Source organism: Mucilaginibacter mallensis, from assembly GCF_900105165.1.
Lineage (GTDB): Bacteria > Bacteroidota > Bacteroidia > Sphingobacteriales > Sphingobacteriaceae > Mucilaginibacter > Mucilaginibacter mallensis.
Genome location: NZ_LT629740.1, coordinates 4,928,974 through 4,952,025, shown reverse-complemented (window position 1 = coordinate 4,952,025; position 23,052 = coordinate 4,928,974). Strand labels below are relative to the sequence as shown.

Genomic DNA, 23,052 nt, shown 5'->3' with positions numbered 1-23,052 from the left:
GCGCTATAGTAGTGCCGGTAATTATAACGATCATCTCATCATTAAAATTCATCAAAAATGCAAAAATTTTATCGAACAAAGCTTTATAAGTATTTGAAATATAGCTTTCGGCCGTCAATAATCTGTTACATACTTGCCTTTATTTTTTTAACATACAGCAGTATAACAGCTTCAGCAGCCGAAGGGCAAAGTATTAACACGGTTCACATTTCATTAAACGTTACCAATACCCGTATTAAAGAGGTGTTTAACCTTATAGAACAGAAAACCAATTTTTCTATCGGATATGACAATGCCCTTGATATTAACCAGCGGGTATCGGTACATATTGATAACCTAACCGTTAACCAAACCCTGCAGGCGGTACTGAAAAATTATAACGGTACCATAAGCCAGGTGGATAACTACCATATCTTAATAAAAGTTGAAAAGAAGGCGTCGCCAAATCCTTCATCAAAGCAAAAAAGAAAAGTTATCGGAAAAATACTGGATGAGACTAACAGCCCGCTTCCGGGTGTGAGTGTTCGCGAAAAAGGAACCGGCAATGGTGTATTAACAGACGTGGGGGGTAATTATTCCATCGCGGTTGACGAGGGTGCTACATTAGTTTTTTCGTTTGTAGGTTACACTTCGCAAGAAGTAATTACAGGTACCAGGGAACAAATCAATATTGCACTAAAACCTAACAGCAATATTTTGAATGAGGTGGTAGCTGTTGGTTACCAAACTGTGCGCAAAAGCGATTTTACAGGATCAATATCGAGTGTAAAGGCGTCTGAAATTAATACCTCAGCGCCAACATTGGGCCAGGGCCTGGTAGGTAAGATAGCTGGTGTGCAGGTATTGCAGGTATCAGGTGCACCATATGAAACGCCTAAGATAACCGTAAGGGGCGTTGGCTCATTATACGCCAGTTCTGATCCATTATATGTAATTGATGGTTACCCTGCCGGGAATGATTTGTTCATCAACCCACAGGATGTTGAATCAGTAGATATATTAAAGGATGCGGCATCAGCGGCCATATATGGCTCAAGAGCAGCGGGCGGTGTGGTTTTAATTACCACCAAACATGGCCCTAAAAAGGATTCACCGGGGAAATTTGAATATGATCTGGATATCGGTATGGATCAATTAGCTAAAAAAGTTAAACTTTTGGATGCCGACCAGTTTGCACAACTGGCTATCGACGGTCGTAATAATACTTACAGGGATTTATGGGTAGCCAAGGGTAATACCTGGAACAACTCCATGTATTCCGACGATAATGCTACCCGTATAGCTAATGTGGGTAACGCGGCATCGGTAAGTATCCAGCCCAGTACCTATGATTTTGCCACCCAAACATTAATTCACCAAACCACCAATACCGATTGGCAGAATGAGTTGTACCGGAACGCGTTAACGACTAATAATAATCTTTCGTTTTCAGGCAATTCAGGTGATACACGTTATTATTTCAGCACCGGTTATCAAAATCAGAACGGCATCATGCTGGGTACTGGTCAGCAAAAAATAAATCTGCGTGCGAATGTTGACGGAAAGATCGGCAAAAAATTAACCATAATGGCTAACATAGCCTTTACACAAAATACCAACCAGGAAACCCAGGATGGTCGTTGGGATCATAGTCCGGCGCTTGGTGCCTTAATTTATCTGCCTAACTTCCCGGCTTATAATCCTGATGGTAGCATAGCAACAAACCTTGTTGCGGCACTTTCGCCGTTATATGGTTATCAATCAATAGAGAATCCGATCGCGACAGCAACAGAAATAAAAATAACAAGGGTAGGTAACAGGGCTACATACAATACACAGGCTACTTATGAAATCTTAAAAGACTTTACTTTTAAAGCTAACCTGGGCATGCAAACTTATGGTGAAAACTATAATTATTACCTGCCAACCAGTCTGAGTAATGGTTCATTCGCGCCTTATTCGGCTGCTTCGATAGCCGCTGCAAAAGCTGTACAGCAAACTATTGACTACCGCGATGAATTAGGCGAGTTTACACTGAATTACAGTAAACAGATCAAAAAAAATCATTTTGATGCGCTTGCAGGTTATTCGGCCCAAAAAACCATCAACAATGTTTTAGAGGTTCAGGGTACAGGTTTTCAGAACGATAACATCCCCAACATAACAGGTGCAGCGCCAAGCAGCATCACATTAATTACCCCAACCAGTGGCAGTATCCCTGAGGGTACGCAACCTACAGGTAATGCTGTGTATACCCTGGTATCTTATTTTAGCAGGATAAACTATAATTACGATGGTAAGTATTTCTTATCAGGCTCTATACGTACAGATGGATCTTCCCGTTTTGGCCCGGATAACCGTTACGCGGTGTTCCCGTCGGTATCGGCTGGTTATAATCTATCTGATGAATCCTTTTACCACAACTGGCTTGGTGAACAATCCAGTATTAAACTGCGTGCCAGTTGGGGGTTAAGCGGTAATAACAACATTGGTAATTATAACACACAGCAAACTGTAAACTCACCAATAAGTACTGTTTTTGGCAATGGTACAGCTTTAACCACTGCCATTACACCGGGTTCTATAAAAGATCAGAAATTGGGCTGGGAAACTACTTCGCAGTATAATTTTGGGGTCGATGTAGGTTTGCTAAAAGGCCGGTTATTTATCATCGGAAATTATTACCTGAGCGATTCTTATAACCTGTTGTTCAACCAGCCGGTATCGGCGCTTTCAGGTAGCCAGAGTATCTTAACCAACTTAAATAACTCAAAAGTAAGTAACAAAGGTTTTGATCTGCAATTGGATGGAAAACCGGTTGTGGGTAAGGATTTCAACCTTGATATCAGCGGCAACATCTCCTTCAACCGTAATAAGGTATTGGCGCTTGGTAATGGCAATACCATTATCACTAACGGTGCTGAGCGTTCTTATTTAACCAACATAACTGAAACCGGTGAGCCTATAGGTATGTTTTACGGTTATAAAGTTGGCGGTATTGTTCAGCAATCAGATATGGCTAATATAGCTGCCGATCAGGCGGTATACAAGGCAAACGGAAATAAATACCCTGCCGGTTATGTATTAAAGGGCCATGCACAATCATCGTTTTCAACTACACCGTTGGAGCCGGGCGATCTTTGGTTTGTTGATACCAATCATGATGGTATTATCAACAGTAAGGATGCCGGCGTTATTGGTAACCCTTACCCTAAATTTACTTATGGGTTTGCAGTAAATGCCACGTATAAAAATTTCTACTTCAGCACTTCATTTAATGGTTCATACGGTAATCAGGTATTGGATGGGCAGGATTATTACCTGTATAATATGGAAGGGTCAGGCAATCAGTATGAAGATGTTGCCAACCGTTACATCAATGCAGCCAATCCGGGTGCAGGTACGGTATACCGTGCATCACGCGGTGGCGACCAAAGTAACAGCACCCGTTTATCTACCTTTTATCTGCAAAGCGGTTCTTATTTAAGATGTACCAATGCAACAATAGGGTACGATATTAAGTCTCCATTTGTGCTGAAAAACTTAGGGCTTAGCAGTCTGAAGGTATTTGGCTCAACAAACAACCTGTTTACTATCACCAAATACAAAGGTTATAACCCCGATGTTGACTATGACTATTCATTTAGCGGATCGCAGGGTACCAATATCACGCCTGGTGTAGATTACGGTGTTTATCCGCTGGTTCGGTCATATAACTTAGGTATAAAAGCAATTTTTTAATAAAGCGATAAATTCTGAAAAGATGAAGAATATAAAAATCAAATCATTTAGCCTGTTGCTTTTATTAGCATTGGGCTCATGCAAAAAAGACTTTTTGCAGCAAAGTGATCCTAACTCAGTAGCTATAACTAGTTACTTTAAAACGGAGAACGATGTTCTGTTGGCCGTTAACGGTTGCTATTCAGCGCTACGCAATACCAATACAATTGGTGAAACCAGTGATCTGTGGACCGACCAACGTTCAGACGATACTGGTACTAACGACAGTCAGTCTAACTCCGGCGAACCATTTCAGTTCAATAACTTTTCATTGGTTCCGGGCAATAGTTATTTGTATGCGCATTGGCTGGCTATGTACAATGTAATTTCGGATTGTAATATCATACTTGGGAATATTGATAAGGCAACATTCACCAATGCGAACAATAAACTGATCTATAAAGCCGAAACAGAAACCATCCGAGCGCTTATCTATTTTCATATGGTACGGGAGTTTGGTGCCATTCCATTGGTAACTGTTCAGCCTACAACAACAGATCAGATTACCGCGCTTACTTTCCGTGCTTCCGAAGCCGCAGTTTACGCTCAGATAGTTAGTGATTTGAAGGATGCCGTAAACAGCCCACTGCCAACTACACAAGCAACAGGCACTATAGGCAGGTTATCACTAGCGGCGGTTAATACTTTGCTGGGGCAGGTGTATTTAACCATGGCCACCACAGAGGATCAGACAAACCGCACCGCTAATTTAAACAATGCCCTAACCTATCTTACAGCGGCTTATAACTACAAAACCTTTAGCAGCTTGTCGTCAATTCCTTATACGGATGTTTTTGATGTTACCAAGAAATCAACCTGTCCGGAGCTGATCTGGCAAATTGTATATAAACAGGGCGATCCTATTTACAGTTCCGTTATTGCGGCAAACAGCCAGGCCAGCGGCGAAACCATCGACTCGCAGAAGCCATCCTCGTCAGTAGGGGATAACGTTACCCATGACCTGGTGAATGAATACGAAACCGGTGACCCGCGTATGGCGTTTTCTATCGCCTATGCTAATGCGCCCAGCGTTAAAGACTGGTATGTTACTAAATTCAGGGACGTGAGCAGTGCCGCAGGTGTAAACGGCTATGGTGGTAACGACTGGATATTAATGCGCTACGCCGACGTAATATTAATGCTTGCCGAAGTAAATAATTATTTGGGCAATACCGCTACGGCTATACAATACGTGGATATGATACGTGCAAGGGCCGGTATGCCATCTTACGAAGTATCATCACAAACAGCGCCATACAGTACTAATTTCCCAACCCTTAAACTGGCTATTTTACATGAAAGGCGTGTAGAGCTGGCGTTTGAACACCATCGCTGGTTTGACCTGCTGCGTACTTTTAGTACGACAGAGCTGGTAAGTTATTTCCAGGCAAAAAGCCAGGCTAACTTTGGGTCGGCAGTATTGGCTAACTTTTCAACCAAAGACCGGTATTACCCTATACCGTTTAAAGAATACAACCTTGATCCGGTAAAAATGTACCAAAATCCGGGGTATTAACAGGTAATATTAACAACATAAAGGGATGAAATATTCCCTTTATGCTTTAATCAAAAAATTATGAAGAGAATTATTTTAACGCTCATCCTGGGCGTACTTATAAGGGTTGCTTTGGGGCAGGCGCCCGGCTATAACCCATCTTATCATTTTCTCCATTCAGGTAATTTAGTGGCCGATAAAGACTTCTATTTACTTACCGTTATAGAACATGATCCGGCTACTTCTGCTCTTTTGCGTAAGAATGAGGTATTATCATCCATATTAACCAGCAGGGTAACCTTACTAAAACAGCACGTAACAGATACCTGCAGTTATCCTGTAACTCTGTTAACCGATTTTAAATATACTTCAGACGATTCGATCAAGATTAATGCAGCGGTTAAAGCCATATATGCAGCTAACACAGCTGTTTTTAACCGTGTTATAGACAGTGATCTAAGGGCGAGCGGGTACTATCAACGCTTTGCACCTCTAAGTAACGAGGAGCTATTGCTTAAAGCCTGGGGACAATACATTTATGGTATCAATTATATCATAGATCAGTTCGGCATGGGCAAAAAAATGCGTTACCCGCGGATTGATAGCGCCAGCTATGTGGTTACCAGCCGTTATTACCGCATGGTGCTAAAAGATATTTTCGGCCAGTTGGATGAGCAGACAGATCAGATGCAATTGTTTTATCAACCGTCTTTAGCTATAGCGATGCAACTAATGCAGGCGAATGACCGCGATGAGCCTGCACGTTTTGAGCCCATGGAACAAAAGGAAAATAAAAAGGCTTTTGATAGGGTAAAACAAGTGCAATGGGCTAAATATGCTTATGCGGCCATAGTTATACCGGGCAATGGTCCTGAGTTGTATACCACGCCGATCAGTCCGGATAATAAGATCCATTGCGATGCTGCTGCTGCACGTTATCTAAAAGGATTGGCACCATATATTATTACCAGTGGTGGTTATTGCTATCCTTTCAGGGGCCCATACTGCGAAGCCATTGAAATGAAAAAATACCTGATGGGTAAATACAACATTCCTGAAGATGCGATCATTATTGATCCGCACGCGCGCCACACCACCACAAATATCAGGAACGCTAACCGCCTGATGATCCGTTATGGTATACCAATAAGCAAACCATCGTTATTTGTTACCAGTAAAAGTCAGCACGATTATGCCATGAATGCCGCCTTCGACAGGCGTAACCAGCATGAATTAGGTTATGTGCCGTATCGCGATAAAAAGAGCATTTCAAATCAGGATATAGTATACTACCCGGTATTTGAATCCCTGCACATGGACCCGCTTGATCCGCTTGACCCATAGGCAATGCGAAATTCAACTTTATCATAACTCATTAATAATAAATTAAATGAAGACGATAGCTATTTTATTATTTACAGGTCTGCTTTCTTTTCTGTTTACGGGCGATGTTAGCATGAGCCTGGTAAAGGAAACAACTATTGATTCACTGGGTGCCTGCCAGGGCGTATCCATTCAGCATGGAAAAGCTTTATTATATGGCGATAGGGAAGTAGGCATGATCAGGCAATTCTCATTTGATCATGATACTTTAACTTACGACCATAAAGAATGCAAGCTTACCGTTGATGGCAAAAATGTGATCAATCATCCTACCGGGGTCGCCTATCACGGTAACCTGCCTGTGTTTATGGGGAACTCTGTTAAACCTGCCCCGGGAGAAAAAGCATGGAAAGCGATGATCTATTGTATTAACTGGGCCGGCCTCTGGAAAACAGGAACGCTGGACGGTGGCAATCTGCTGAAAACCATTAGCGATGATGCCTGTATACAAGGCACCCGCCCGGAATATGTTGAATATCAACATAAATGGTATGTGGCAACGGCTGATTATGGCAATCATGGCAATGAAGTCCGTTTGTACGATCCTGAACGTTTAAGCCAGTGCTCAAAAACAAGCGAACCGGGTGTGCTCTACAAAAAATTCACGTGTACACCATGGGTACAAAACCTTTACTGGATTGCAGATAAAGGAATAATTGTATTGATACAAAACCAAATAGAGGGCCGCAAATGGCGCTTTACTTATGTTGATCTGGAGAAGTCTATTGAAAAAGGCGAGCAACAGGTAATTAAAGTAGTTGATATAGACCAACGTGCTGATGAACTGGAAGGTTTTGCTTTTAACGGTAAGGATAAGGGCGTAGCTGTCACCTCATCACGTAAAAGGAACGTTAATTTTATGGATATTAGCTGGTAACAGCCCGTCCCATTTGATAGCAAATACAATAAATCAGGCCTTCCTTCCGAGGCCTGATTTATAATTAACTGATCTTAAGAACGATTGAAGATTCTTGTGCTTGTTAATCTATGAAGCATCGTCGATCCGTTTATCCGGCCTCACTTCCTTTTTTCTGGGCTGTTTTGAGGAGCCGGCACCAGTGCCAAAGCGATAGGAAAAAGTTAATGTAGCCCTTGAGCCCACTGTGCGTCGTTCAAAATCGAGTAACAGATCATCGCTACTTCTTAAAAATGCCCACTTCCTGCTGTTAAAAATATCATTAGCGTTGAAAGTCAGCGAAGCCCTGTTCCCCGGCAAATCATACTTTGCAGCGGCATCCATGCCAAAAGCCGCCCGGTTTTTGTCCTGTACAATCATGTCCGGTGCCCGGTAATCCGCGCGGATTTGCAGCGATATTCTTTCCGGAAGAGATACATTACTGGTCACGTTTGCATTCCAGCTAACGCCTGTGTTACGGGCAATGCCAAATTGAGGAGCCGCGTCATTATCCCGCTCGTAAATATTGGTATTGGCGGTAAAGTCCCATCCTTTAACCACATCAAAATGACCAATCAGTTCAAGCCCGGTAGTAGTTGAGCGCTTTAAATTTTGAGCAGTTGTTATCACCACGCCGTCAACCGGGTCGCTCTCTATATGCTTAATTACATTATTAATCTGGTTGTAATAGATGCCGGATGTAAATGATATGTTTTCCCAGCTTTTGTTGTAATCCAGTTCTAAGGCATTGATGCTTTCGGGCCTTAAAGCCGGATTGCCCCTTTCGTAATTTACCGGATCGGAGAAATCGGTGGCGGAGTTCAGCTCCCTTGCAGTCGGCCGTGAAACCCGGTTCGTAAATGTGAACTGCAACTGGCTATTGTTCTCAAGTTTTTCCGTTAGCAGTACACTCGGGTATAACCCCTTACTTGGAACTTTTACAGGATCAGCAAATAATGAGTTGTTTGCGTCATAACTCCTGAAGGTAGCATTCAGGTGGCTATCTTCGGCTCTTAAACCTAACTGGTAGCTGAAATCAGCGATCTGATCCTTATAGTTCAAATAAACAGCATGCACCTGGTTATTACTGCTGAAAAAGCTGGTAAAATCATAAACCGGAACCACGCCGGTACCGGTAACACCATAGGCATACTGGTTGTTATTACCCAGCGTGATCTGACTGCGATAACCGGCTGCGAATTGGCCGGTTTTGCCCACCGGCAAAACGTAATCTGCCTGTATGTTATAATTAGTAGCATTATTTCTTATATCGCTTATTAATGGCGTATCCAGGGGAAGTGATTTTTGCCCGTTAACGTTTATAAGATGCGTTTGATATTCCTGGAAATTACGAAAATTGCCATAGGCATAAGAAAAGTTGAAAGTAAGTTCCTCCTTAGGCTTTTTGAAATGCTGGCTGTAATCCACATCCAGCTCATAACTATTGCCATTGTTATTTGTGGTGTTATTGCGTGTACTTGACTGTACAGGGAGGCTGTTGGCAGCCAGGTTATCAATACTTAAAACCTCATCACGATGAGTATTGCGTAAGTTGAGGCTGCCCGAAATACCCAATATGCTTTTCGGTGTTAATGAATAATCAATCCCGGCTTTTAAAAACTGGATCTTGTTCCTGGTAACAGAGGGAAATGTTTCATTGGAATAACGAACGGAGTCGGTAGGTTTCAGGAATGTCATGTATTGAAAGCCATTGCTATAGGTATTCCCATTTTTAACACTATAGTTTCCGTACAGGTTTCCCTTGCCGCTTTGGTAGCTCAGATTTGCACTGCCGTTATAGTTATCGCGGGTGCCGCCACCAAGTTCCACTGAGCCGTTAAATCCGGGTTTGCTGTTCTTTTTAAGGATGATATTGATAATGCCCTCGCCATTGGCATCATATTTAGCTGATGGGTTGGCAATTACCTCTATGCTTTCAATTGAGCTGGCCGGTATGGATTGAAGAATCTGGGTAATATCGCCATTTGCAATAACTGAAGGTTTGCCATCAACCAGTACTTTAACGCCGGTCGACCCGCGCAGGCTTACATTGCCATTGCCATCAATTTGCAGGGTGGGGACGTTTTGTAACAGATCTGCCGCGCTGCCCCCTTTGCTCACCAGGCTTTGATTAACTGAGAATATCTTTTTGCCATCGATATTTTGCAGTGCTGCTCTTTTGCCCGTAACCATTACTTCCTTTAGCGAGGTGTTTTTTGAGGGTTCCATCAGCAGGTTGCCTAAATTAAAATTACCGGTTGCCGGGCCTATGATAATGTTCTCTTTCAACAGGTACTCGTAGCCAACATAAACTATCCGCAGCGTAAATGTCCCGGCAGGTAAATTTTCAAGTACGAAATTGCCGTTTATGTCAGTTTGAACCCCTTTAATTGTGGTTTTTGTATGCTGATCGACTAAAGAAGCGGTTGCGAACGGGATGTTTTCATGGGTGAATGAATCCTTGACAGTCCCGGTTATTTTTGTGCTATTCTGACCATATGCAGCGACAGTTATCATTAGTATTAGCGCCGCTGTAATTTTCATTTTAAGTAATTTCATGAATTGACTTTTGATACTCAAAGCTGTCTTTTACAAACAGGTTTCAATAATCAATTCGATACTGTTCGTTCTATTTTCAACCAGGAGAGCGATTTATCCGGTAACTTGAGTTTCCCCATCGTTTTGGTGTTTATCTGAATTTTGCAGGTAATTACAGGGAATAATGGGCTAACTGTATAAACGAGTGCCTGAAAATAGAAAAGGTTGGTATTTTTGAAGATTAACAGCTGATAAACAGTAATGAATAAATAATTCGTGCCATAGCGGACTGATTCTTTATCTTAAAACAAAAAACTCTGATGGAAATATCGAGGTACAGACCGGGTATCATTCAGCTCCAGGTGCTGATTTGGGCGGCTGTGCTATTGTTAATCTTTTTTTCGCTGTTGCCGATGGATGGCCTGCTGAAATCAGTCATATATACGATAGTCAACACAGCATCGTACGCCATCATTATTTATGGGAATATTCTGGTCTTATATCCGGTGTTTTATCAAAAAAGAAGGTTTGTTTGGTACGGCATAACGGTAACGCTTTTTTTGATCGCCACTGGTGTTTTAAGGGGATATGCATCTATAATACTTTATCAGCATTTTTTATTGATAAAAGCAAACCCTGTAAATTTGCTTGCACTGCTCGGTTATGTCCCGGGCGGCGTGCTGATCTATATCCTGAGCCTGGTTTTTCGTATTGCTATCGCCTACTTCACCTTAAAGCAGCAAACCGAGGAAATCCTTTTGCAGAAAAGCCAGGCTGAGCTCAACTTACTCAAATCACAGGTACAGCCACACTTCCTCTTTAATGTGCTGAATAACATTTACTACCGGGTTTATAAAGTTGATCCGCTATCGGCCGGTTTAATAGAGCGCCTGTCGGACATTATGCGTTATTTTGTTGATGAAAGCCCAAAAGAAGAAGTACCGGTAGCCATCGAAGTGGCATTCATTGAAAACTATATGGAGCTTGAAAAAATCCGCATCAGGCATGGTGCCACTATTAATTTTGAGAAGGTATATAACCCGGAGCTCCGCATTCCGCCCATGTTGCTGATGACCTTTGTAGAAAATATTTTCAAACACGGGATCGATAAATCGCGAAGGCAAAATCAGGTAACTATTTCACTGGTGCAGCAAGATGGCTACCTGGTTTTTAAGACTAGTAATCGTAAGGTGCTTTCGGTGGCAACTAATCAACCTAGCGGATTTGGGATAGTTAACTTAACCAAAAGGCTCAGGATGTTATACGGATCGAAATTTGAACTTAGTATTGATCAGGATGGAGAATTATATACTGCATTTTTAAAAATCCCGCTTTAATGAATTTAAACTGCATAATCATTGATGATGAGCCCGACGCAATTGATCTTGTGGAGCTATTGATAAGGCAAAGTACAACATGGACCCTGAAAGCGAAGTGCTATGATGCACTGGAAGCATTAGCGTTTTTAAAAAACAACCAGGTTGATTTTATTTTTCTGGATATTAATATGCCGAAGCTAACGGGTATGGAACTGGCTAGCTTATTGCCACCCCAAACCAAAATTGTTTTCACCACGGCTTATTCTGAATATGCTGTGGAAAGCTATGCTTTTCAAACTATCGATTACTTGCTGAAACCAATCACCTTAAAACGCTTTTTGGCATCAGTGCAAAAAATAGAACAGTATTTTTTAAAACCCGCACCGGAACATCTGCCAAATGACGAACAGAGTCAAGAGTTTTTTTTCGTAAAATCAGGGAAAGTATTAAGGAAAATAGTACTGAAGGATATTCTGTATTTTGAAGGGGAGAAAGATTATGTAAGACTGGCGACAGGTCAGGAACAATTGCTGATATACCGCCGGTTAAAGGATATTGAAGAGCAACTTAAGTCGCCATTTATCAGGGTACACAATTCTTATATCATCAATTATGAACAGCTAAGTAAAATTGAGGATAATCATATTTATATCGCTGATAAACGTATTCCCATAAGTGAAAAATTCAGAGAGCGATTTATGGAGGTCATCCATAAAAATAAGTTTTGATCTCTCTGTAAAACAGATTTTATTTTTGTTTTTATAGCTGTAACAGTTTACCTTTAACTTATGAAAGAACCTGTTTACATAGGCTTCGCAAATAAAATTGCCGCTATGATTGATAGCGAAATTTATAAGGCTGAAGACAAATTACCCTCATTACGCAGTTTACATAAGGAAAACGGCCTGAGTATAGGTACTGTTTTGCAGGCTTTCAATTATTTGATTGATAAAGGTTTAATCACCTCGCGGGAGAAATCAGGGTATTTTGTTAATCATCGCCCCGGTAAAAAGTTGCCTTTGCCGCAGGCATTGCCCGTATCTTTATCCGAAAGAAGTGTACATATTGACAAGCTGCTGCAAAAGCTGCGGAACGACGAAACCGGCAGAAATTTTGTTTCATTTGCCAATGCCCTGCCCGACCATCGGTTGCTGCCTTTTAACAGTATAAAACGGGCCATACAGCAAACTTCAAGGGATATCAGCGGCAATTATTTAATGCTGGAAAGCCGGTATGGTAACAGGCAGTTGCGGGAAGAGATTGCCAAAAGATCGTTTCTTTGGAAGGGTTCAACGCATGCCGACGAATTGATTATCACCAATGGAGCAACGGAAGCAATCCTATGCTGCCTTCAAACTGTAACGAAACCCGGCGATACCGTTTTAGTACAGGATCCCTGCTATTATGGTGTTATGCAGGTGTTAGAATGCCTGGATCTGAAAATCGCCACGATACCATCACATCCGGAAACAGGTATAGCAGTAAATGATCTGAAAGCTGCCTGTAAAAAATTAAATATTAAAGCCTGTGTACTGGTTAGTAATTTTAATAATCCGGATGGCGCGAGTATAAGTACAGAAGGGAAAAAACAGATTGCCGAATTTGCGAACACCCATCACATTCCGGTTATTGAAGATGACCTTTATGGTGAGTTATTTTTTAGAGGGAGCAGGCCCGATACGATCAAGGCGTATGATACTGATGGTTGGGTGATGTATTGTAACTCCTTTACCAAAACACTGGTCCCCGGGTTTAGAATAGGATGGTGTGCAGCGGGCCGGTTTGCCTACGAAGTAGCCAGGATCAAATCAATGCATAACGGTTCAACCTCCAATTTTAATCAGCGGGTTGTGCTGCAATTGCTCAGCTCGGGCTCTTATGAACGGCATTTACAGAAATTCAGGCTTGAACTGAACAAGAACCTGATCCGTACCACTAACCTTATTGAGCAACATTTTCCGGAGGGAACCAAAGTAACGAGGCCTAACGGCGGGCTGGTTATCTGGGTAGAGGTACCCGAAAATATCAATGTAGTAGCTTTTCAGGAAAAGGCTTTTCAGCACGAGGTGTCATATGCTCCGGGCGAGATTTTTTCTGCTAAAGGTGATTATCAGCACTACATGCGTATCAGTTATTGCAATCTATGGGAAAATAAAGTGCAAAAAGCGCTTATTGAACTTGGGCGAATACTGAGCGAGGTTTATGAGAGCTCAGTTGGGCGAGCTGGATAAATTGTCATTAATAAAAGTACGAAGTCATGGCTATCATTCATTTCCACCATAGCTTTTTATATTATATGGGTATTACACCAGGTAAATTCTTAAACAATAATTATTGACAGGCTTCAACGATTAATACTGTCGCCCTGAATCTGTCACTAAGTGAGCTGTATGAACTGGCGAATTAATAAACCAATCACTTCAGGAGCATCCTCTAAACTATAATGACCGGCCTTTTCCAGTTCGTATATCAACCCTTCGGGAAATACTGATTGAAAGAGTGGAAGAAAATAACGGGATTGCAACGTTCTATCGGCTTTGCCCCAGATAGCCATTGCCGGTAGTTTGCCGATCTGCACTTTAACCTGCTGAGTAGGTTCTTCAAACTGATGTTTTCCACCTGCCAATCCTTTTGCCCATCCAATCGCACCAAGGCACTCCCCGGAGCTGGTAAAAGGCGACCGGTATGCTTTAAGCCATTCGTCAGTTATTAAATCATTTTGCTCAAAGCCGTTCAATTTTAATGTGCTCAGTATATTATAATGCAGTTCATTCAAAACAGATTCAAGATTGCCATTTTTTTCTGCCTGCAAAATCCATTGAAACCAGGGAGACACCTTCATATTTGCTTCAAAAAGCTGGCCTAAATCTGGCTGGCCAAACGGGGTAGGACCATTCACGCTAATGATCCGGACAACCCGTTCGGGGTGTCTGGCTGCAAAACCCATCCCCACAGGTCCGCCAAAATCATTTATAATGAGTGTGATGTCATGAAGATTGAGATCAAGGATGAATTTTTCCAGGTTGTTGATATGGTCCTGAAGCCAATAGGTTCTGTCGGCTGGCGTTTCGCTTTTTCCGAAACCCATATGATCCGGTACAATTACCCGGTGGGTACCCGAAAGCTGATGGATCAGGTGCCGGAACAGATATCCCCAGGTTGGTTCTCCATGCAGGCAGACAATCACCGGGCCTTTGCCCTCATCTACATAATGCATTTTAAATCCCGGTGCAATTGAAAAATTAGGTGTAAATGGAAAGCTTCCATTGAAAGTTTCGTTAGCTGATATCATTGTGTTTTGTATATTTATATAGATCTATCTATTTATTTTTAATTAAATTTTTTTAGATTATTATTTTCATCAGAAAATTTCTGACATTTTCGATTGGTGCGAAATTTCTGCTGACTGTAGAATTTACGGTTGCCCCCTCAATCATTAGAAATAAGCTGTCAGAGAGCACCCGTTTGTCTAATAGGTCAGTGCATTCAATTTGCATAAGTAATTCGTACAGATGCTTTCTTTGTTTGTCCTTGTGCTGTTCAACAATCCGGTGCACTTTAGAATCTGCCGTTCCTATTTCAGCAATGATTTTTGTAAAAGGGCAGCCCAGAAAATCAGGCTTTTGTAGTTCAACCCTGTAATCAATTAATTTAAATAGTTTTTCCTTCGGTTTGCTGATACCCTTGCTGAAACTATCAAACCTATCAAAAAAATCAACTGACTGTTTTTCCAGATAGGCTATTAGCAAATCATTTTTGGATGAAAAATTATTGTAAAGGGAAGCATAAGCAATGTCAGCTTCGGCTATAATCTGATTAACACCCGTCTGGTTGTATCCCTGGCGGTGAAAGAGGTCGCTTGCAACACCAATTATTCTGTCCCTTAATTTGATCTTGTTTTGCATGATGCTGATTGGCTACAAATATAGAATATTTTATTAAAAAATAGATAGGTCTATATAATTTAATCGTGTAATGACTGGTCGGAATGGCTAACCCGCTATATGTGAGGTTTTAATCTGTTACTATTAAATATATAGAAACTGTATCTGTTATATTTTAAGGTATTTGATCAAATTTGTGGTGTTCATTTAACCCCCTATATCATGAAAAATTACACCATTGCTCTCTTGTTTTTATTGGTGATATCAGTAAGCAGTAACGCACAAAATACAACTATGAATACTACACAATTAGCAGAAAACACGGTAAGGAATTTCCTTGAAATTGTTCGTTCCGGGAAATCGCCCGAAAGAGCTTCAGAATTTATGGCAGATTCGGTAAAAGCGCACCAGCTTAATGCGGAGCATCCGGAAACCATTACCAGAACACCGGAAAATTATACCCAGCATGTCAATGAATTCCTGCAAGGTTATGGCCATTACCAGTTTGAGGTAACTGAACTCATCGCCAGCAATGACAAGGTTTATGCCCGCTGGAAACAAACCGGGAATCAGACAGGTGATGTTGATGGATTTAAACCCACGGGATTACCGGTAACTGAGATAGGGAGCGCGGTTTATAGGGTGGCTGGCGGAAAGATAGTTGAATACTGGGTACAGATTGACCGGAAAGGTACAGAAATCCAGCAGCAGAATAATAGCAGCGTTAAGTCCGGTTCAAGCAAAGCCGGTTTACCTTTCCCGGATGCTTACATTTCCGGAGATGTATTATATATATCCGGCCAGATAGGAATAGACCATACCGGTGAACTGGTAAACACAGGGTTTGAAGCCGAAGCAACGCAGGTGATGGAAAATCTTGGCAATGTGTTGCGGAAAAACAGGCTTCATTACAAAGACCTGGTTAATGTAACGATATACCTTACAAGTATGGATAACTACGCTGCACTCAATAAAGTTTACAGCAACTATTTCGGCAAGAAATTCCCGGCGAGGGTATGTATTGCTGTTAAGGAGTTACCACGCCAGGCACATGTTGAAATTGCGGCAGTAGCAGATTTTAATAACTGATCCCGGCAATTCAATTGGCATATATGAAATCGTCTTTTTATTTCCCATCTATAGGTGTTCGGAAGATTAAAAAAGGGTGTCATGCTGAGGCCCTCGAAGCATGCGGGCAAAGGCCTTTACGCTTACCCTTCGAGTGCCTCAGGGTGACCCCACACTCTATATTCGTAAGAAAAATAAATCTTCCGAACACCTATGATTTCCCATCTGAGCGTGCTGACTTTATCCTGGTCAACACGCTCAGTCATTAACCGATAAAACCTACTTTATCTCAAACTCATAACTACCTGCCTGCAGTTGGTAATTATTTTGTATAGACAGTTCTTTACCATTAGCATACACCTTTTTACCATCATTAGTTGGGAAAACAATACTTGCCGTAGAATTTGCAGGGACGGTAACAGCATAATTAATGCCCTTGCCAACACGTTTCCATGAAGATATTATTTTACCATAAGGCCCGGTATGCGTAGCTTCAAAATGATCAAGGCCTGTTACAAAATTGGGCGACAATAATATATTTTTAAAGCCGGGCTGGGTTTCATCCGGCTTTATGCCGCCCAGGGCCTTGTACAACCAGGCATCAATTTCACCGAACATAATGTGGTTTAATGACAAGTCTCTTGGTGCGTTAATGTTCCAGTTTTCATACAATGTAGTAGCCCCATTTACAATCCACCATCCCCATGATGGGTAGGTATCCTGCGAAGCTAATCTATAAGCCGTTTGTGCCTGTCCGTTTTCACTCAGGGCATTTAATATGGCTTTAGCACCCAATATACCAACATCCAGATGGAAATTGTTGGCAGCTACTGAATCAGCAAGATGGGCTGCGGCTTGAGCCTTTAAACTATCGGGCACTATGCCCCAGCAAAGCGGTACACTTTGCTCCGTTTGATGGCCTTCGGCATAAATACCTGTTTTGGGGTTCAGGTATTTGGCATTAATTGCATCTTTAATTTTAGTGGCTAAGGTCGAATACTTTGCATAATCACCGGCTTTGCCTAATATTTTAGCCGCTTTTGCCAGTATGTTTACATCTACATAATAATAAGCCGATGAGGTAAGTTCAACCGGGGTTTTTGATTTTACTGGCGCCCAATCTCCCAGTCCCCAGGTGGTTAAGCCTGTTGGGTAAAGTTCATTGATGTGATTCACATAGCGCTGGATATTACCATAGCAATCGCTCAGTAACTTAGGATCGCCATAAAACAGATAAACGTTCCAGGGGATAATGGCGATGGTACTCGTCCAGTCCGGCCCATTACCCCATTCGTAACCCCAGCCATCAGTTGGAATTATAGATGGTAATACGCCGTTAGGCTGCTGCTCATCGCGGTGATCGGCCATCCATTTTTCATAAATAGTGATGCCATCAAAATTATATAAACCTGTTTCGCTGGCAATATGCGCATCACCTGTCCATCCGTTTTTTTCGCGCTGTGGGCAATCGGTTGGATAGCCAAACAGGTTTGATAAATAAGACGCGTTTGAAGCCGCCCATAATTTGTTGATCAGTTCACTTGAAGAGCTGATGCTGCCTGTTGGTTCAACATCGCTGTGCATAAAATAAGCCACCAAGCTTTCTTTAGTTAAGCTGATAGGCTTGTTGCTGGTCACCTCTACATATTGAAAGCCCTTATAATTAAAACGGGGCATAAAGGTTTCCTGGCCTTTGCCGCTCAGTTTATAAATATCTGTTGAAAACGGATCGCTTTTGCGGGTGGGGGTGGATAGAAAATAATCAACATTTGATTGATCAGGATAGCCATTTTTATATAAGCGTTCTGCGTGGGTAAGCCTCACGATGGTACCCGAATCGCCATTTAAAGTGATCTGGCTTACGCCTGCAATGTTCCTGCCCATATCAAAAATATAGGTGGTGTCGTTTATCTTACTCATGCTTTTGCAGATGATCTTCTCCACATTACGGATGGGCTGCATAGCCTGTGACACAATATTTAGCGATGGTGCCTGGCGGTTAGCAATGCCGTTCCATTTGGTATCATCAAAATTTGCGGTATCCCAGCCCGGTTGCTCTAAACGGGCGTCGTATTGTTCGCCTGTATAAATGCTGTTATAAATGATGGGGCCGAATGATGTTTTCCAGCTTTTGTCGGATGTAATGGTTTCTACCGAGCCATCATCATAGGTAACATGCAGATCGAGGCAAAATGCAGGGCGGTTTCGCCATGGTGCCCTTTCAAAATCCCATACGCCAACAGACTGGAAGTTATACCAGCCATTGCCTAAAATTACGCCAATAGCATTTTTTCCGGTTTGCAGATCGGCCGTTACATCGTAGCTTACATACAGATTACGCCTGTCGAACCGGGTATACATCGGATCGAGGCGGTGGTCGCCTACTTTTTTGCCGTTGATATACAGCTCATATAAACCAGCCGCAGCAATATAAGCCCGTGCTGATACAATCTTTTTACCGGTTTCAAAGGTTTTTCTGAAATAGGATGCAGGCTTTGTGTTGATGTCATGATCATCACTTATCCAATAGCCTTTCCAGTTTTTGATGCCCATAAGCCCGGTTTCAAAACTGGCTATGGTTGGTGCTGCTATCTTCTTACCGTCTTTATCCCACAAGCTTATACTCCAAAAATATTTGGTGTAAGGTTGCAGGGCTTTGCCGGCATAAGCTATTAAATTGGTTGATGAGTTAACTTTATCAGTTTGCCAAGCGATGCCCTGGCCATTGCTAACAGCGAGTGAGTCTGTACCTACTGTAATTTGATAGACTGTTTGCTTTGCGCCTTGCTTGTCATCACTCAATTGCCATGTTAAACGCGGATTGGGCGCATCAATGCCTATTGGATTGCTGAGGTATTCGCATTTGAGGGCAACAGCTTTTACCGGCGCATGTATCCCGAAAAGAAACAAAAGTTGAAAAATAGCACAAAGCATAAGTTATAAATTTAGTACGATCTGATTTTGAGTTGGCTTAAGCCTGAATTGAACATTGTTACCAGGTGTGGAGAATGTGCCCTTGGTGGCATTAACGGAATAAGCCATACCTTCAAACCGGGCGTTCAGGTGGTTTCCGGTGACAGTAGTAAATGGCAATGTAATTTGAGCATTACTGGTCAGGTCTAAAAACCAATCGAGATGTTTATTGCCTGCTACTGATATTTGGATTTGTTTTTCCGTAAATTCAATTTTCAATGTGCCGTTATCACCCTTTAATGGCCAGCTTACCAATAGTTTTCCTGCTGTGCCATCGGTTATTACCGGGATGCCTCCTTCTAATAGTGTCTCCTGTCCGTTAACAATAGCCTTGAATTTAAGGCCAGCCGGCTCATCTGGTGTGCTCCATAAATAGCCATCAACAACGGGCAGTGTAAAAAATGAACATTCATTAGATGTAGCTACCTGGGTTTCATACTTTGAACGGAATTTTTCATTAAACAGGTGAATATCCCGGAACCGTAAATTTTCATTTTCCCATAACAGGTTAGCACGGTAATAGCGGCTATCAAACCAAACGGTTTTGTCATTACTGCCTGGCAGGTCGTTATTAATAGTAACTGAAGTTGGCGGGGTAACTTTAAAATGTTCTTTGAACCACCTGCCGGATGCTTCCAGTGTTTCTACCCTGACCTTTTTTTCATCTCTCAATTTTTCAATCAGCGGAAATTGCAGGGTTAATCCTTTTTCCATTGCATCCCAGGTGAAAGAGTTTTCCTGCCCGGCTTGCGTATAGGCGAAGTTGGTTGATGCGCCATTTACAAATTCATTAAAGAACCAGGCAACCCATGTTGAGTCGCCGCCTGCATGAGGATAAACTGGTTCTAAAGTAATCACGCCTTGTCTTTGTTTGCCTGGCGCATCGCCATATTGACGAATCGGATCACTGCCAAGCATCCTGAAAATGGGTACAGGTATTTGGTTAACCGCATTTTGGGCAGGCATATATGAATTCAGCTTGCTCGGGTAATAGGCCTGGTTCCAGTAGCCGCCCCATAGGGTATAGCCATCTGTACCGTATTGATCTTTGCAATTGCAGGATGCTACGATATGATATTTCTGATACATATAGTTTAAACTGTATGCATCAATAAACCATGACCCTACGGATTTTGGATAATAGCCAAATATTTTTTTAAAATCCTTCATATAAACATCTATCAGTTTTATCCGCTCCTGTTGCGTATAACCTGTAGAAAAACCGATGTTAGCCCGCCAGTCCCATGGATATCTTCCGCGCCACTTTAGTCCGGCATTTTCCACTAGGGGTTGGGGTATTTCCCACCAGGCCCCTATCTCGAAAGAGCCTTTGGGCAAGCCGGCCAAAAGTGTTTGGTACCTTTTATCCATGAGTGCATCGTATTGTAAAAGAAATGTGCCACCCAGGTGATATTTCTTCATTAAAGCAACCTGCTTTACTACTGTTTGATATAAAACGTCTTCCGTAATATTAGGATCCCGGGGTTCGAGCAGGCGGATAAAATTTACGATGTTGACTATTTTGGGTTTGTCGGCCGTTGAGTTAGTCCCCGGATCTTTGCTCCTGAAAGCTGTGGTGGTAATCAATACTCCAATGCAAATAAGGCTGTTGGAAAGGCATATGCGCAAAATTTTGCTTTTGTTATTTTTATTTGAAATCATAGGATGTGTAAAATTATAAAATATACACAGGCAGCTGTACTGAGCTATGCTGCCTGTGTAACAACTGTGGGTTTTTATAACAGTAAAAACAATTATTTTCTTCAGTTATGAAGACAAGATATTTGAAGATTACTTACGGCCAAGCATCCTAAATTTTAAAGGCGACATGCCAGATGCTTTGTGAAAAGAGCGAATAAAATAAGCGTAGTCAGTATATCCCAATTCATGAGCAATTTGTTTTACATCAACATCGCTATGATATAGCAGGCGCTTAGCTTCACTGAATATTTCCTGCTGAATCCAATAACTTACTGTTGAGCCCGTAACTTTTTTTATAGCCTCATTTAAATAACCCGGTGAAACATTAAGTTTTGAGGCATATGCTGACGGGCTTTTGATGGTATGGCTATACGTTGTGAGCAAGCTTTTAAATTGACGGGCAAGTTCCGCTGACCGGGTATGTTTATTTTCTGTAGTTTCTATAGAACTAAAGGTGCTGACCGCCATCGACAAAAATGACTGGACAAGGGTATGGATGATAGGTAAGTAATATTTATCACCTTGCCGTTCAATAAATTCAGTATGTAAAAGGATGAGCAGGTTTGAATACTGCTTTAATTCGTAATCCGTTAGCCTGCACGGCAGCTGTGAATTTAGCCGGTGTTCAAAAATATCCCTGAAATCCGGTGGAATTAATGAAGTATCCACTGCCAGAAACCACCCTGCAGCGCTGTCTGTTTTTATCCGGTAATGAACTTGTGATGGCAATATATAGTAAAGTTGACCGGCGGTAAGAACGACATCCTGCAAGTCGACCTTTAAAGTTCCTGAACCGTTTGTAAGCAGGAAGAAGATATAATGATCGTCGCGGTGAGCAGCAGCGCTTTTCGTTTCATTTTGCTGATTATCGCTGGCCCGGAAAGCTTTGATCTGTAGACCAACACTTGTCTTGTCCCGTAACTGATCTACCGGAATGCTTTTCATCAATACAAAAATACCTTTATATCTTTAAATTCAGTAGTTTGTCTGCATTGCCATGGGCAATTTTTGCTACTTGCTCATTAGGAAGGTCAATCGCATTTAAAAATTCAATACCCATTTCGTTTGTACTGAACGGATAATCAACAGAAAACATAATATTATCAATGCCAAAGGTATCCAAAGCAATTTTTAACGGCGGCTGCGTGAAAAAGCCGCTGGTAGTAATATGAACCTGCTGATGAAAAGTATCGGTAAGGGTACGCTGATTGGCACCCCCGTTTCCGGGTTTGAATGCTTTCTCTGACCTTGCCATCATCATCGGCAACATTTCGCCCATGTGGCCAATAATTAGTTTTAGTTTGGGATACTTATCGAAAATTCCTGAGAAAAGCAGGCGTAAAACATGCAGCGCGGTTTCTGAGTGCCATCCCCAGCCGTAACAAGCTAAAGCTTCTGCCATACCCGAATGATTTGGTAGCCCGCTATAGTAAATATCGGCTATTCCCTTTGGCGGCAGGCCTGGGTGGAGATAAATGGGCACGTCAAGTTTTTCAGCGCGTTCAAATATCGGTGCAAATTCGGGTTGATCTAAGAATTTATCCTGTGTCAGCCCCCGGATCATTGCTCCGCGAAAATGGTATTCTTTTACTGCCCGTTCCAATTCATCGGCCGCGGCGAGGGGAGCTGTCATGGGTAGATGGGCAAAAGCCGTAAAGCGATGCTCAAAACCCGCAATTCTTTCGGCAATCAGATCATTATATTGCGTAGCAAAAGCAGGGCCTTGTTCTGGGTTCAACAAATTAGCGCCTGAACTGTCCACAGAAAGTACCTGCATAGAAATGCCGTTTTCATCCATTGATTTTAGACGCTCCCCGGTAATATCAGCCAGTTTTGGAGCTATCCGCTGCATAGCTGCTGATTGACCGAAGCCACCCAAAGCCTCTTTGGGTATTTTATCAGCCATTTCCGGAAAGGAAATGTGTTCTTCAAGTGTAACTATTCGCATGTTAAAGTGCTAAAGAAATGTCTGTTACGTACTCATGAACAGTTCATAAATACCACAATGCAAAGAAACGTACTCAGCTTTTAAACCGC

Annotated in this window: 15 protein-coding genes; 8 read left to right on the top strand and 7 right to left on the bottom strand. The window is 42.0% G+C overall.

The features are described 5' to 3' along the window. Positions 1-57 precede the first annotated feature (57 nt). The 4 genes from BLU33_RS20210 to BLU33_RS20195 are packed head-to-tail and all read left to right on the top strand — an operon-like array spanning position 58 to position 7,514. A complete protein-coding gene (locus BLU33_RS20210; protein WP_091377444.1) occupies positions 58-3,720 on the top strand; it encodes a SusC/RagA family TonB-linked outer membrane protein in 3,663 nt (1,220 codons plus the stop codon). 22 nt (positions 3,721-3,742) lie between these two features. Then, positions 3,743-5,275, top strand: a complete 1,533-nt coding sequence (locus tag BLU33_RS20205) for a RagB/SusD family nutrient uptake outer membrane protein (protein ID WP_091377441.1) — start codon at positions 3,743-3,745, stop codon at positions 5,273-5,275. A gap of 60 nt (positions 5,276-5,335) precedes the next feature. After that, positions 5,336-6,598, top strand: coding sequence for a YdcF family protein (locus BLU33_RS20200; RefSeq protein WP_091377438.1), 1,263 nt, complete (start codon positions 5,336-5,338; stop codon positions 6,596-6,598). Positions 6,599-6,644: 46 nt separating this feature from the next. Further along, positions 6,645-7,514, top strand: a complete 870-nt coding sequence (locus BLU33_RS20195; protein ID WP_091377435.1) for a hypothetical protein — start codon at positions 6,645-6,647, stop codon at positions 7,512-7,514. Between the two features lie 108 nt (positions 7,515-7,622). Here BLU33_RS20195 and BLU33_RS20190 read toward each other — a convergent pair whose 3' ends face one another. Continuing rightward, positions 7,623-10,091 carry an outer membrane beta-barrel family protein gene (locus tag BLU33_RS20190; protein WP_091377431.1) on the bottom strand — a complete coding sequence of 823 codons (2,469 nt, stop codon included), beginning with the start codon at positions 10,089-10,091 and terminating at the stop codon, positions 7,623-7,625. A 299-nt stretch (positions 10,092-10,390) separates the two neighbouring features. Between BLU33_RS20190 and BLU33_RS20185 the strand changes: the two genes are divergently transcribed. From BLU33_RS20185 to BLU33_RS20175, 3 genes are read left to right on the top strand one after another with little or no spacing between them, the layout of a single operon-like run. Then, positions 10,391-11,407, top strand: a complete 1,017-nt coding sequence (locus BLU33_RS20185) for a sensor histidine kinase (RefSeq protein WP_091377428.1) — start codon at positions 10,391-10,393, stop codon at positions 11,405-11,407. Then, the gene (locus BLU33_RS20180; RefSeq protein ID WP_091377425.1) at positions 11,407-12,117 is read left to right on the top strand and encodes a LytR/AlgR family response regulator transcription factor; all 711 of its coding nucleotides are present in this window, start codon (positions 11,407-11,409) and stop codon (positions 12,115-12,117) included. Before BLU33_RS20185 ends, BLU33_RS20180 begins: the two co-directional genes overlap by 1 nt. A gap of 60 nt (positions 12,118-12,177) precedes the next feature. Further along, positions 12,178-13,620, top strand: coding sequence for an aminotransferase-like domain-containing protein (locus BLU33_RS20175; protein WP_091377422.1), 1,443 nt, complete (start codon positions 12,178-12,180; stop codon positions 13,618-13,620). A 146-nt stretch (positions 13,621-13,766) separates the two neighbouring features. Here the strand turns inward: BLU33_RS20175 and BLU33_RS20170 are convergent, their stop codons facing one another. Together BLU33_RS20170 and BLU33_RS20165 are read right to left on the bottom strand one after the other, a co-directional pair. Further along, positions 13,767-14,681 carry an alpha/beta fold hydrolase gene (locus BLU33_RS20170; protein WP_091377419.1) on the bottom strand — a complete coding sequence of 305 codons (915 nt, stop codon included), beginning with the start codon at positions 14,679-14,681 and terminating at the stop codon, positions 13,767-13,769. Between the two features lie 52 nt (positions 14,682-14,733). Next, complete coding sequence (locus BLU33_RS20165; RefSeq protein ID WP_091377416.1) at positions 14,734-15,294, bottom strand: TetR/AcrR family transcriptional regulator; 561 nt, start codon at positions 15,292-15,294, stop codon at positions 14,734-14,736. A gap of 201 nt (positions 15,295-15,495) precedes the next feature. Between BLU33_RS20165 and BLU33_RS20160 the strand changes: the two genes are divergently transcribed. Beyond that, positions 15,496-16,362, top strand: a complete 867-nt coding sequence (locus BLU33_RS20160; protein WP_091377414.1) for a Rid family detoxifying hydrolase — start codon at positions 15,496-15,498, stop codon at positions 16,360-16,362. Positions 16,363-16,620: 258 nt separating this feature from the next. On the opposite strand, the gene BLU33_RS20155 is transcribed toward BLU33_RS20160, so the two are convergent. The 4 genes from BLU33_RS20155 to BLU33_RS20140 all read right to left on the bottom strand — a co-directional run bounded on the left by BLU33_RS20155 (position 16,621) and on the right by BLU33_RS20140 (position 22,963). Beyond that, the gene (locus BLU33_RS20155; protein ID WP_091377411.1) at positions 16,621-19,275 is read right to left on the bottom strand and encodes an alpha-L-rhamnosidase; all 2,655 of its coding nucleotides are present in this window, start codon (positions 19,273-19,275) and stop codon (positions 16,621-16,623) included. Positions 19,276-19,278: 3 nt separating this feature from the next. Continuing rightward, positions 19,279-20,976 carry a hypothetical protein gene (locus BLU33_RS20150; RefSeq protein ID WP_091377408.1) on the bottom strand — a complete coding sequence of 566 codons (1,698 nt, stop codon included), beginning with the start codon at positions 20,974-20,976 and terminating at the stop codon, positions 19,279-19,281. A gap of 129 nt (positions 20,977-21,105) precedes the next feature. Continuing rightward, complete coding sequence (locus BLU33_RS20145) at positions 21,106-21,960, bottom strand: helix-turn-helix domain-containing protein (RefSeq protein ID WP_091377405.1); 855 nt, start codon at positions 21,958-21,960, stop codon at positions 21,106-21,108. 16 nt (positions 21,961-21,976) lie between these two features. Then, entirely contained in the window at positions 21,977-22,963 is a 987-nt protein-coding gene (locus tag BLU33_RS20140; RefSeq protein ID WP_091377402.1) for an amidohydrolase family protein, read from the bottom strand. Positions 22,964-23,052 lie beyond the last annotated feature (89 nt).

What these genes read in the sequence shown, in the direction of transcription:
- BLU33_RS20210 (WP_091377444.1), top strand. Translation starts at nt 58, where the DNA reads ATGCAAAAATTTTATCGAACAAAGCTTTATAAGTATTTGAAATATAGC.
- BLU33_RS20205 (WP_091377441.1), top strand. Translation starts at nt 3,743, where the DNA reads ATGAAGAATATAAAAATCAAATCATTTAGCCTGTTGCTTTTATTAGCA.
- BLU33_RS20200 (WP_091377438.1), top strand. Translation starts at nt 5,336, where the DNA reads ATGAAGAGAATTATTTTAACGCTCATCCTGGGCGTACTTATAAGGGTT.
- BLU33_RS20195 (WP_091377435.1), top strand. Translation starts at nt 6,645, where the DNA reads ATGAAGACGATAGCTATTTTATTATTTACAGGTCTGCTTTCTTTTCTG.
- BLU33_RS20190 (WP_091377431.1), bottom strand. Translation starts at nt 10,091, where the DNA reads ATGAAATTACTTAAAATGAAAATTACAGCGGCGCTAATACTAATGATA.
- BLU33_RS20185 (WP_091377428.1), top strand. Translation starts at nt 10,391, where the DNA reads ATGGAAATATCGAGGTACAGACCGGGTATCATTCAGCTCCAGGTGCTG.
- BLU33_RS20180 (WP_091377425.1), top strand. Translation starts at nt 11,407, where the DNA reads ATGAATTTAAACTGCATAATCATTGATGATGAGCCCGACGCAATTGAT.
- BLU33_RS20175 (WP_091377422.1), top strand. Translation starts at nt 12,178, where the DNA reads ATGAAAGAACCTGTTTACATAGGCTTCGCAAATAAAATTGCCGCTATG.
- BLU33_RS20170 (WP_091377419.1), bottom strand. Translation starts at nt 14,681, where the DNA reads ATGATATCAGCTAACGAAACTTTCAATGGAAGCTTTCCATTTACACCT.
- BLU33_RS20165 (WP_091377416.1), bottom strand. Translation starts at nt 15,294, where the DNA reads ATGCAAAACAAGATCAAATTAAGGGACAGAATAATTGGTGTTGCAAGC.
- BLU33_RS20160 (WP_091377414.1), top strand. Translation starts at nt 15,496, where the DNA reads ATGAAAAATTACACCATTGCTCTCTTGTTTTTATTGGTGATATCAGTA.
- BLU33_RS20155 (WP_091377411.1), bottom strand. Translation starts at nt 19,275, where the DNA reads ATGCTTTGTGCTATTTTTCAACTTTTGTTTCTTTTCGGGATACATGCG.
- BLU33_RS20150 (WP_091377408.1), bottom strand. Translation starts at nt 20,976, where the DNA reads ATGATTTCAAATAAAAATAACAAAAGCAAAATTTTGCGCATATGCCTT.
- BLU33_RS20145 (WP_091377405.1), bottom strand. Translation starts at nt 21,960, where the DNA reads ATGAAAAGCATTCCGGTAGATCAGTTACGGGACAAGACAAGTGTTGGT.
- BLU33_RS20140 (WP_091377402.1), bottom strand. Translation starts at nt 22,963, where the DNA reads ATGCGAATAGTTACACTTGAAGAACACATTTCCTTTCCGGAAATGGCT.